At 69.6% G+C, this 11,015-nt stretch carries 5 protein-coding genes; all 5 read right to left on the bottom strand.

Features of this window, described 5'->3' with window-relative positions; all coding sequences use genetic code 11:
• Window positions 1-120: 120 nt before the first annotated feature.
• Window positions 121-8,574, bottom strand: coding sequence for an SPM autocatalytic domain-containing protein (locus tag H3H37_RS25220; RefSeq protein ID WP_182167726.1), 8,454 nt, complete (start codon window positions 8,572-8,574; stop codon window positions 121-123).
• An 84-nt stretch (window positions 8,575-8,658) separates the two neighbouring features.
• Entirely contained in the window at window positions 8,659-9,498 is an 840-nt protein-coding gene (gene fliR, locus H3H37_RS25215) for a flagellar biosynthetic protein FliR (protein ID WP_182167724.1), read from the bottom strand.
• A 36-nt stretch (window positions 9,499-9,534) separates the two neighbouring features.
• Complete coding sequence (gene fliQ / locus H3H37_RS25210) at window positions 9,535-9,804, bottom strand: flagellar biosynthesis protein FliQ (protein WP_182167720.1); 270 nt, start codon at window positions 9,802-9,804, stop codon at window positions 9,535-9,537.
• A 12-nt stretch (window positions 9,805-9,816) separates the two neighbouring features.
• Window positions 9,817-10,587 (bottom strand): flagellar type III secretion system pore protein FliP, encoded by a 771-nt coding sequence (fliP, locus tag H3H37_RS25205; protein ID WP_182167718.1) that lies wholly within the window; start codon window positions 10,585-10,587, stop codon window positions 9,817-9,819.
• Window positions 10,577-11,015: flagellar biosynthetic protein FliO (fliO, locus tag H3H37_RS25200; protein ID WP_229219036.1), on the bottom strand; the 439-nt coding region annotated here is incomplete at its 5' end. The genes fliP and fliO, both read right to left, overlap by 11 nt.

Here is an 11,015-nt window from a genome sequence, read left to right as displayed (position 1 = left end):
ACAGGCGCGACTCTCATCGTGGCGCGGAGTACATCTCCAATTAGACGCCGGATAGATTTAAGCGAGCCTTCTTACAGCATACAAAAAATCAGCTTGCAAAAAAGAGGGTGACCATAGATTTTATTTGCTTGCCAGGAAGGTGGTGATGGCCAGCTTGCGCTGCCAGTCGTCGCGGCCGGGCTCCACCGGCGCCGCTTGCTGGCCGCCGTGGGCGCTGGCGAATTGCTGCAGCTGGCGGGCCAGCTCGGCCACGTTGCCAGCCACGCTACCCGGCAACGCGGCCGGCGCCGGCGCGGCCTGCGCTGTACCGGCCGTGTAGCCGAGCTGGCCCGTCACTGGCATGTCGGCCTGCTGGCCGAACGTGGCGATCGCCTGCGTGAGCGCGCTCACGTGGGCGCTCAGCGGCGCCTGCATGGCCGGACGGTCGGTCAGGAACCAGACGTCGGCCAGCTGGCCACGGCTGCCGTCGCTGCGCTGGAAGGTGGCCGCCAGGCCGGTCCAGTTGCCCTGGTCGCTGATGCTGGTCTTGTGGGCCGTCACGTCCAGGCTGGTGACGCCGACCTGGGCCAGCGTCTTCAGTTCGGCACCCGTGCTGATGCCGTCCGCGTTGGCGTCCACCCACACCCGCAGTTCGCCGAACAGGGCGTCGCTGGCGTTGACCACGCCGTCATGGTTGGTATCGAGGTCGGACAGGGCGGCGAAGCCATCGCTGGCCCGGCTGCCGTCGGCGCGCACGGTGGCGGTGCCGAACAGCTCGCTGCCGCTGTCGATCTTGCCGTCGCCGTTGCGGTCCAGCACCAGCAGGCCGTCGGTGGGGGCGACCCAGCCCGTGGCCACCTTGCTGCCGGTGCCGTACAAGTCGAATTGCACGCCGGCCGTGATGGACAGGGTGCGCACGCCGTCGCCGTTCAGGTCGAGGATCAGCGGGCTGCCCAGCGGCAGCGCGGCCAGCTGGTCGGCCGTCAGCACGGCCGTCTGGTCGGTCGTCAGCGCGCACACCTGGTTGGACGCGAACGCGGCCAGTTCGCCATTGCCAAGCGACACCATCTGGTCCGTCGTCAGGGCCGCGATCTGGGCCAGCTTGAGCGCGCGTATCTGCTGCGTGCTCAGGTTGCTGATCTGGGCCGTCGTCATGGCCGCGATCTGGCTGGTCGTCAGGGCGGCCAGCTGGTAGGTCTTGAGCGCGCGCACGGCGTTGGCGTCGAGCGCATCGATCTGGTCCGAATTGAGCACCGTCATGGCGCGCGTGGTCAGCGCGCCCACCTGGTCCGTGTTCAGGCCGTTGAGCTGGGTGGTCGTCATGCCCGACAAGCCCACCGGTCCCAGGCTGGCCAGTTGCTGGGTGCTCATGCCATCGATCAGGCCGGCGTCCATGCTGTTGATCTGGTCCGACGTCAGGCCGGCGATCTGGGTGGTGTTGAACACGCTCAGCGAGCCGAAGGCGGAGAACTGGCTGCTGGTCAGGCCGCGGATCTGGGCCGAACTGAGCAGATTGAGTTGCTTGGTGCTCAGGGCCGTGATCTGGTCCGTCGTCAGCGCGCCGAGCTGCGACGTCTTGAGCGACAGCAGCTGCAGCGTGGTCAGCGCCATCAGGTCCGGCGCCGGCAGGTAGGGCAGCTGGTCGCTGGTCAGCGCCACCAGCGCGGCCAGGCTGATGCCGCGGGTCTGGGCCGTCGTCAGGGCCGACAGCTGGGTGCTGGTCAGCTGGACGATCTGGCGGCTGCTCAGGGCGCCGATCTGGGTGCTCTTGAGCGTGGCGAAGTGGGGCGCGTCGATCGCCGGCAGCTGGTCGGTGCCGAGCGCGCCGACTTGCAGCGTGGTCAGCGGCGCCAGGCTGGCCAGCGCGTTGATCTGGTCGGTGCTCAGGGCCCGCAGCTGGGAAGTGGCCAGGCTGGCCACTTCCTGCGTCGTCAGGTTGCCCAGCTGGTCGCTGGTCAGGCTGCCGACCTGGGTCTTGGTGAGCGCGGTCAGCTGCTGCGTGCTCAGGGCGCGCAGGTCGTCGATGGCCAGCGCCTGCAACTGGTCCGTGTTGAGGCTGGCCACGACCGAGGTGCTCAGGCTGCGCGCCTGGGCCGTCGTCAGGCCGGCGATCTGGTCGGTCGTCAGGTACTGGATCTGGCGGCTGGTGAGGGCGGCAACCTGGCTGGTCTTGAGCGTGACCAGGTGGCCCACGTCGATCGAGGCCAGCTGGTCGCTGGTGAGGGCCGCCACTTGCGCGCTGCCCAGGCCGGCCAGGCTGCTCAGTCCGGCCAGCTGGTTGGTGGTCAGCGCCCGCACTTGGCCCGTGGTCAGGGAGGCGATGGCGCCCGAGCCGAACGCACCCAGCTGGTCGGTGCTGAGCGCAACGATCTGGTCGGTAGTGAGCGCCGCCACCTGGACCGTCTTCAGGCCGGCCAGGTCGGCCCCTTCCATGGCCGCGATCTGGTCCGTCGTCAGGGCCCGCAGCGCGGCCGTGCTGATGGCTTGCCACTGGGGCACGCTCAGCGCGACGATCTCGTGGGTCGTCAGGGCCGGCGACTGGCGGCTCGTCATGGCGGCCAGCTGGACCGAGGTGAGGGCGGCCAGCTGGGTGTCGTCGAGCGCGGCCAGGCGGTCCGTGGGCAGGGCCGCGAACTGGGCCGTGCTGTAGGCGGCCAGCGAGCCGAGCAAGGCGAACTGGCTGGCGTCGAGGAAACTGATCTGCAGCGGCGTGAGGGCCGCCACCTGGACCGAGGTCAGGCCCGCCAGCTGGTCGGTCGTCATGGCCGCGAACTGGTCGGAATTGAACGCACGCACCTGGTCGGTGCGCATGGCGGCCATGTCGCCCACTTCGATGGCGGCGAACTGGGTCGGCAGCAGGTTGGCGATGGCGCGCGTGGACAGGGCCCGCACCTGGGCCGCCGTCAGCGCCACCAGCTGGTCCGTGTTGAGGCTGTCGGCCTGCAGGTAACTGAGCGCGGCAATGGCGGCCGTGCTGATGACGGCGATCTGGTCGGTGTTGATGGCCGCCAGCTGGTCGGTGGTCAGGCCGCTGACCTGGCTGGTGCGCAGCGCGGCCAGGTCGGCCGGCGCCAGCGCGCCGATCTGGTCGCTGGTGAGCGCGCCCAGGGCCTTGCTCGACAGCGAGGCGAACTGGGCCGTCTGCAGGGCAGCGACCTGGTCCGTCGTCAGGGCCGGCAGCTGCACATTGCTCAGCGCCGCGATCTGGCTGGTCTTGAGCATGGCCAGCTGGCCCGGCGTGACGGCGGCCAGCTGGTCGCTGGTGAGGGCCGCCACCTGGCCCGTGGTGAGGCTGCGCAGGTCGGCCACGGCCACGATCTGCTGGGTCGTCAGGACCGGGATCTGGCTGGTCTTGAGGGCGGCCACTTCGACCGTCGTCAGCGAGGCCACCTGGTCCGTCGTCAACGCTTGCAGCTGGTCGCTGCCCAGCGCGGCCAGCTGGGCCGTCTTCAGGTAGGCCACGTCGCCCGGCTCGATCCATGGCAACTGGTCGGTGGTCAGGGCCCGCATGGCGGCCGTCGACAGCGCGCCCAGCTGGGGACCGGTGAGGGCGATCAGTTGGTCGCTGGTGAGCACGGCCGCCTGCACAGGCGTGAGCGCGGCCAGCTGGCGCGTCGACAGCAGCGCCAGGTCGTCGGTCGAGATGGCGATGATGCGGTCGGTCGACATGGCCGCGATCTGGGCCGTGTTGTAGTCGGCCAGGCTGCCCAGCGCGTTGAGCTGGGCCGTCGTCAGCACCGACAGCTGGGTGACGGTGAAGGCGTTGATGTCCTGGCTGCTCAGCGCGCGCAACTGGGTGGTCAACAGCGCCATCATCTGGTCGGTCGTCAGCGCCTGCAGCTGGGCCGTGCTCAGCATGCGCAGGTCGAGCGGCTCGATCGCTTCGATCTGGTCCGTGTTCAGGCGCGCCAGCGTGTGGCTGTCCATGGCCCGCAGCTGGGCCGACGACAGCAGCACGATCTGGTCGGTGGTCAGGCCGGCCGCCTGCACGCTGCTCATGGCGGCGATCTGGCTGGTCTTCATGGCCGCCAGGTCGGCGTTGCCGAGGGTGCTGACCTGGTCGCTGGTGAGGGCCCGGATCTGTTCCGTGCCCAGCGGCAGCAGGCTGCTCAGCGCGTCGAGCTGGGCGCTGGTGAGCACGCTGATCTGGTTGCTGGCCAGGGCGCGGATCTCACCCGTCGTCAGGTCGGCGTACTGGGCCAGCGTGAGCGCGGCCAGCTGGTCGCTGTTGAGGGCGGGGATCTGGCTGGTCTTGAGCGTGGCCACGGCCGCGTCCAGCGCCACCAGCTGGTCGGTGGTGAGGGCGGCCAGCACCGGGTTGGACAGGGCGCGCAACTGCGCCGAGCTGAGCGCCACCACCTGGTCCGTCGTCAGGTAGGCGATCTGGCGCGAGCTGAGGGCGCCGATCTGGCTGGTCTTCAGGGCCGCCACCTGGGCCGGCGTGAGCGCGGCCAGCTGGTCGCTGGTCAGGCCGGCGATCTGCGCCGTGCCGAGGCCGGCCAGCGAAGTGAACGCGGCCAGCTGGGCCGTGCTGAGGGCGTTGAGCTGGCGCGACGTCAGCGCGCCGATTTCCTGCGAGGTGAACGCGGCCAGCTGGGTCGTCGTCAGGCCGGCCACCTGGGCCGTCGCCAGGCCGGCCACCTGGGCCGTCGTCAGGGCCCGGATGTCGGCTACCTCGATCGCGCCCAGCTGGTCGGTGTTGAAGGCGGCCAGGGTGGCGGCCGTCAGGCTGCGCACTTGCACGCTGGTCAGCGCGACGATCTGGTCGGTGGTCAGGGCCGCCACCTGGGCCGAGGTCAGGCCGGCGATCTGGCTGGTCTTGAGTGTGGGAATGCGGGCCACGGCCAGGCTGGCGATCTGGTCGGTCGTGAGGGCGGCAATCTGGCCGCTGCCCAGCGGTGCCAGCGAGGCGAAACTGGCGATCTGGTCGGTGGACAGGGCGGCGATCTGCTGCGTGGTCAGGGCTGCGATGTCGGGCGTGCTCAGCGTGGCGAACTGGTCGGTGGTGAAGGCCGCCATCTGGGCCGTCGTCAGGGCCGCCACCTGGCCGGTCTTGAGGGCGGCGATGTCGGCCAGTTCGATGGCCGGTACCTGGTCCGTCGTCAGGGCCGCCAGTTCGGCCGCCGTCAGGGCCCGGAACTGGGCCGTCGTCAGGGCCACGATCTCGTCCGTCGTGAGGGCCGCGATCTGGTCGCTGGTGAAGGCGGCCACCTGCTGGGTGGTCAGGCTGCGCAGCGCGTTCAGCGACAGTGAGGCGATCTGGGCGGTGGTGAGGGCGGCGATGGCCGCCGTCGAGAAACTGGCCAGCGTGCTGAGCGCGGCCAGCTGGCTGCTGCTCAGGGCCGCTTTCTGGAGCGGCGTCAGGGCGGCGATTTCCTGGGTCGTCATGGCGCCGATCTGGGCCGTGCCCAGGGCTGCGACCTGGTCCGTCGTCAGGGCCACCAGCTGGGCCGTGCGCAGGTTGACCACCTCGGCCAGCGTCAGCGACGCCACCTGGTCCGTCGTCAGCGCCGGGATGGCTTGCGTGGCCAGCGCGCGCAGCAGCGTGCTGTTCAGGGCGCGCAACTGGTCGGTGGTGAGCGCGACCAGCTGGTCGGTGCCGAGCGATGCGATCTGGGTGCTGCGCAGCGCATTCAGGTCCACCGTGTTGAGCGTGGCGATCTGGTCGGTGGTGAACGCGGCCAGCTGGCGCGTGGTGAACGCGGCCAGCGCGGCCGCGCTCAGCGCATCGAGCTGGGTGCTGCTGAGGTTGGCCACTTGCAGCGTCGTCAGGGACGCCACTTCAGCCGTCGTCAGCGCGGCCAACTGGTTGCTGTGCAGCGCGGCCAGCTGGTCGGTGCCCAGCGCGGCCACCTGGCGCGTGCTCAGCGCCACCAGGTCGGCCAGGCGGATGGCGCCGATCTGGTCGCTGTTGAAGGCGGCCAGCGCGCTGGTGGCCAGGGCCCGCATCTGGGCCGTGTTGAGCACGCCGACCTGGTCCGTCGTCAAGCCTGGCACCTGGGTACTGCCGAGGGCGGCCACCTGGCTGCTGAGCAGGCTGGCGAAGTCGGCCGTGCTGAGCGCGGCCAGCTGGTCGGAGGTGAGGGCGGCGATCTGCTTGCTGCTGAAGCCGGCCAGGCCGGGCAGGGCCGTGATCTGGTCGCTGTTGAGCACCTGGACCTGGCCCGTGTTGAGGGCGCGCACTTCGGCCGTCGTCAGCGCGGCGAACTGGGCCGTGGTGAGGGCCGCCACCTGGTCGGTCGACAGGGCGGCCAGCTGGGCCGTGCGCAGGGTGGGGATGTCGCGCGTTTCGATGGCGGCGATGCGGTCCGTGGCCAGCGCGGCGAAGTTGGCCGTGGACAGGGCCTGCAGCTGGGCGCTGCCCAGTGCCACGATCTGGTCGGTGGTCAGCGCCTGCACCTGGTCGCTGCCCAGGGCGGCCACCTGGCGCGTGAGCAGCGAGGCCAGGTCGGCCGTGCCCAGCGTGGCGACCTGGTCGGTGGTGAGCGCTTGCATCTGGCGCGTGGTCAGCGCCGGCAGGTTGCGCAGCGCGTCCAGCTGGGCGCTCGACAGCACGGCCACCTGGTCGGAGGTCAGCGCGGCCGTTTCGGCGCTGGTCAGCGCGCCCGCCTGGGCCGTCGTCAGCGCGACGATCTGGTCGGTGCTGAGCTGGGTCAGCTGGTTGGTGGCCAGCGCAGCCACGTCGCGCGTTTCCATCGCCGCCACCTGGTCGGTCGTGAGCGCGGCGATGGCGTCCGAACTGAGGGCGCGGAACTGGGCCGTGCTGAGCGCCACCACCTGGTCGGTGTTGAGCGCGCGCACCTGGTCCGAATTGAGCACGGCCAGCTGGCTGGCGGCCAGCGTGGCCAGGCTGCGGGTGGCCAGGCTGGCCAGCTGGTCGGTCGTCAGGGCGCCGATCTGGCGGCTCGACATGGCCGCCAGCGTGGCCAGCGCGCCCAGCTGGTCGGTCGTGAGCACGCCGACCTGGTCGGTGGTGAGCGCCGCGATGGCGCCGCTGCCGAGGGCGGCGAACTGGCCGGTGGTCAGGGCCGTCAGGTGGTCCGTGTCCAGCGCCGCCACCTGGGCCGGGCGCAGGGCGGCCATGTCGCGCGTTTCCAGTTGGCCGATCTGGTCGGTGGTGAGCAGGTTCAGAGTGGCCGTGGGCAGGCTGCCCACTTGCAGCGCGCTCAGCGCCACCAGCTGGTCGCTGGTCAGCGCCACCAGCTGGTAGCCGTTCAGCGCGCCCAGCTGGGTGCTGCTGAGGGCGGCCACGTTGCGCGTCGTCAGCGTGGCGACCTGGTCGCTCGTGAGCACGGCGACCTGCTGCGTGCCCAGGGGCGCCAGCGAGGTGAGGGCGGCGATCTGGTCGCTGTTCAGCACGGGCAGCAGGTCGGTGCTGAGCACGGCCAGGTCGGCGCTGCTCATGGCCTTCATCTGGGCCGTGGTCAGGGCCGCCACCTGGGCCGTGTTGAGGGCGTTGATCTGGCGCGTGGTGAGCACGGCGAAGTCGCGCGTCTCGAGCGCAGCCACCTGGTCGGTCGACAGCAGCGACAGCGTGGCCGTGGCCAGCGCGCCCACTTGCAGCGAACTGAGGGCGACGATCTGGTCGGTTGTCAGGGCGGCCAGCTGGAAGTCCAGCAGCGCCGCCAGTTGCAGGCTGTTCAGGGCCGCCACCTGGCGCGTGGCCAGCGAGGCCAGCTGTGCCGTCGTGAGCGACTGCATCTGTGCAGAGCCCAGCGGCGCGAGCGTGGCGAGGGCGGCGATCTGGTCGCTGCTCAGGACCGGCAACTGGTCCGTGGTCAGGGCCGCGATTTCGTTGCTGCGCAGGGCCGCGCTCTGGGCCGTGGTCAGCGCCGCCACCTGCACCTGGCCCAGGGCGGCGATCTGGGCGCTGCCCAGCCACACCAGGTCGCGCGTTTCCAGCGCCGCGATCTGGTCGGTCGTCAGCGATTGCAGGCTCAGCGTGGACAGGTTGGCCACCTGGCTGGTGGACAGGCCCACCACCTGGTCGGTGTTCAGGGCCAGCAACTGGTCCGCCGTCAGCGCGTTGATCTGGCTGGTCAGCAGCTGCGACACGGCCAGCGTGGCCAGCGCGGCCACCTGGTCCGTGCCCAGGGCGCTCACGGCCATCGTGTTCAGGGCCCGCAGTTGCACCGAATTGAGGGCGGCCAGCTGGTCGCTGCGCAGGCCGGCCGACTGGTTCGAACCGAGCGCGGCCAGTTGCAGCGTTTGCAGCGCGCTCACGTCGTCGGTGCGCAGCGCACCCACCTGGGACGCGGCCAGCGCCTGCAGCTGGTCGCTGCGCAGCGCCCGCGTCTCGCTGGTGGTCAGGACCGGCAACTGGTCGGTGGTGAGGGCGCCGATCTGGCCGGTGGTGAGCACGGCCACCTGCTGCGACCACAGGGTGGGCAACTGGTCGGTGGTCAGGGCGCTGATGCTGGTGGTGGTCAGGGCTTGCAGCTGGGTGCTGCTGAGGACGCGCAACTGGCTGCTGGTGAGGGCCTGGAGTTGGTCGGTGTTGAAGGCTTGCATGTCTTCAGTCGACAGCTGCATGACCTTGTCCGTGCCCAAGGCAATGATCTGGTCTGTCGTAAAGCCATAGATGATGGACGTCATGCTGCTTCTCCCGGGGATTTACCATGATACGCTTTTAATTGCCTCATGGAAATCATAATTGTCGCGTTCGCTTATTGATTTTCGCTATGGCCTGTTGAGCGGAGCCAAAGGCGACGTTGGCTTCCTGACCACTTCTTGCCGTTCCGACCACGTGCGCGGCAGCAGCCGGGCCCGTTCTATGCCTTGCAAAAACAGGTTCTGCATCGGTGTCGCCAGGTAGGGCAGCGACATGGCGATCACCAGCAGGCCGACCCCGAGCGTGATGGGAAAGCCGATCCCGAACAAATTCAGTTGCGGCGCGGCCCGCGTCAAAATGCCCAGCGCCACGTTGGTGATCAGCAAGGCGGCCACGATGGGCAGCGACAGCTGCACCCCGGTGCTGAAGATGATGCCGCCCCAGTCCGCCAGTTGCTTGAAGCCGCCGCCATACAGCGGCCGGGCCGACACCGGCAGGCTGCTGAAACTCTCCACCAGGGCCGACAGCAGCACATGGTGCGCATTGACGGCCAAAAATCCCATGGTGGCCACCAGCGCCAGGAACTGGCTGATGGCCGACGAGCGGCCCTGGGTGTTGGGGTCGAAGAAGGTGGCGAAGCCCAGGCCCATGGTCAGGCTGCCGATCTCGCCGGCCATTTCCACGGCCGCGAACACGATGCGGATCGTAAAGCCCATCGCCAGCCCCACCAGCAACTCCTGTGCCAGGATCAGCAGCCCGGCCAGCGACAGCGGGTCGGTGGCCGGCAGCGCCGGCACGGCCGGCGCCACGATCATCGCCAGCAGCACGCCCAGCCCGACCTTGATGGTGACCGGCACCGCCGAGTTGCCGAACAGGGGCGCGGCCGCGATCAGGCCCAGGATGCGCGTGAGCGGCCACAGCAGCGCCGCGATCCACGTGTTCATCTCGGCCGTGGTCAGCGTGATCATGCGCCACCGCCCGGATTCAGGATCGCCATGGCGGCCTCAACCCACGAGGCCCGGGATGCCGCCGAACACCTCGCGCATGTAATCGAGCATCACCGCCAGCATCCACGGCCCGGCCACCACCAGCGCGACGAAAATGCCGACCAGCTTGGGGATGAACGACAGCGTGGCCTCGTTGATCTGGGTGGCGGCCTGGAAGATGCTCACCACCAGGCCGATGATCAAGGCCACCAGCAGCAGCGGGGCGGCGATCATCAGGGTCACCTCCATCGCGTGGCGGCCCATGGTCATGACGCTTTCCGGAGTCATCGCGGCGCCTCGTCAGTAAAAGCTCTGGGACAGCGAGCCCAGCAGCAGCTGCCAGCCATCGACCAGCACGAACAGCATCAGCTTGAACGGCAGCGAAATGACGGCCGGCGACATCATCATCATGCCCATCGACATCAGCACCGACGCCACCACCATGTCGATGATGAGGAAGGGGATGAAGATGGCGAAGCCGATCTGGAACGCCGTCTTCAGTTCACTGGTGACGAAGGCCGGGATCAGCACCCGCAGCGGCACGTCCTCCGGACCCTGCAGGGCGGGGCTGCGCGACAGCTTGACGAACAGGGCCAGGTCGGCCTGGCGCGTCTGCTTGAGCATGAACTCCTTGAGCGGGGCCACGCCCTTGTCCATCGCCTGTCCCATGGTGATCTTGTTTTCCTGCAAAGGCTGGTAGGCTTCCGTGTAAATCTTGTCGAACACCGGCCCCATCACGAACAGCGTCAGGAACAGGGCCAGGCCCACCATCACCTGGTTGGGCGGGGCCGACTGGGTGCCCATGGCCTGGCGCAACAGCGACAGCACGATGATGATGCGGGTGAAGCTGGTCATCATCAGCAGCGCGGCCGGGATGAACGACAGCGCCGTCATCAGCAGCATGGTCTGGATCGGCAGCGTGTAGCTGGTGCCGCCGCCCGGCGCCGGGCTGCTGATGAAGGCCGGGATGCCCGGTTCGGCCGCCGCCCACAGCGGCAGGGCCAGCGCGGCCAGAGTGAGCAGCCACTTGCAGGCTGCGGCCGGCGTCAGGCCGCCTTGCTTATTTACCATTACGTTTATCTATCGTCTGTTTGAGCCACTCGGCGAACTGGGCGCCGGGCAGGGCCGGCGCGGCCACGGCGTCGTCGGCCGGGTCGTGCGGCTGGCGCGCCATGGTCGCCAGCGCGTTCATGCGGCCGGGCGAAGCGCCCACCACGATCCACTGTTCACCCACTTCCACCACCAGGATGCGTTCGCGCGCGCCCACGCTGAGCGCGCCGACCAGGCGCACATGGGCGCCGCCCGTGAACGTCTTGGGACCGAAGCGCTTGAGCAGCCAGGCCGCGCCCACCAGCAGGGCCAGCACGAAGAGCAGCGCGAAGATGCTTTGCAGCAGGCCGCCCGTGGTCGACGGGGCGGGAGCCGGGGCCGGCAGCGCCATGGCCGGCAGCCCGGCGGGGCGACCAAGGGCGGCGGCCGGCGCGGCGCTCGCGGGCGCC

The sequence above is a fragment of the Rugamonas brunnea genome (assembly GCF_014042345.1).
Classification (GTDB): Bacteria; Pseudomonadota; Gammaproteobacteria; order Burkholderiales; family Burkholderiaceae_D; genus Rugamonas; species Rugamonas brunnea.
The sequence above is the reverse complement of the archived record's forward strand: the minus strand, read 5'-3'. Positions and strand labels throughout refer to the sequence as shown.

Coding starts and splice junctions, on each gene's coding strand:
- fliQ (WP_182167720.1), bottom strand. CDS start 9,804: ATGACTCCGGAAAGCGTCATGACCATGGGCCGCCACGCGATGGAGGTG.
- fliP (WP_182167718.1), bottom strand. CDS start 10,587: ATGGTAAATAAGCAAGGCGGCCTGACGCCGGCCGCAGCCTGCAAGTGG.
- fliR (WP_182167724.1), bottom strand. CDS start 9,498: ATGATCACGCTGACCACGGCCGAGATGAACACGTGGATCGCGGCGCTG.
- H3H37_RS25220 (WP_182167726.1), bottom strand. CDS start 8,574: ATGACGTCCATCATCTATGGCTTTACGACAGACCAGATCATTGCCTTG.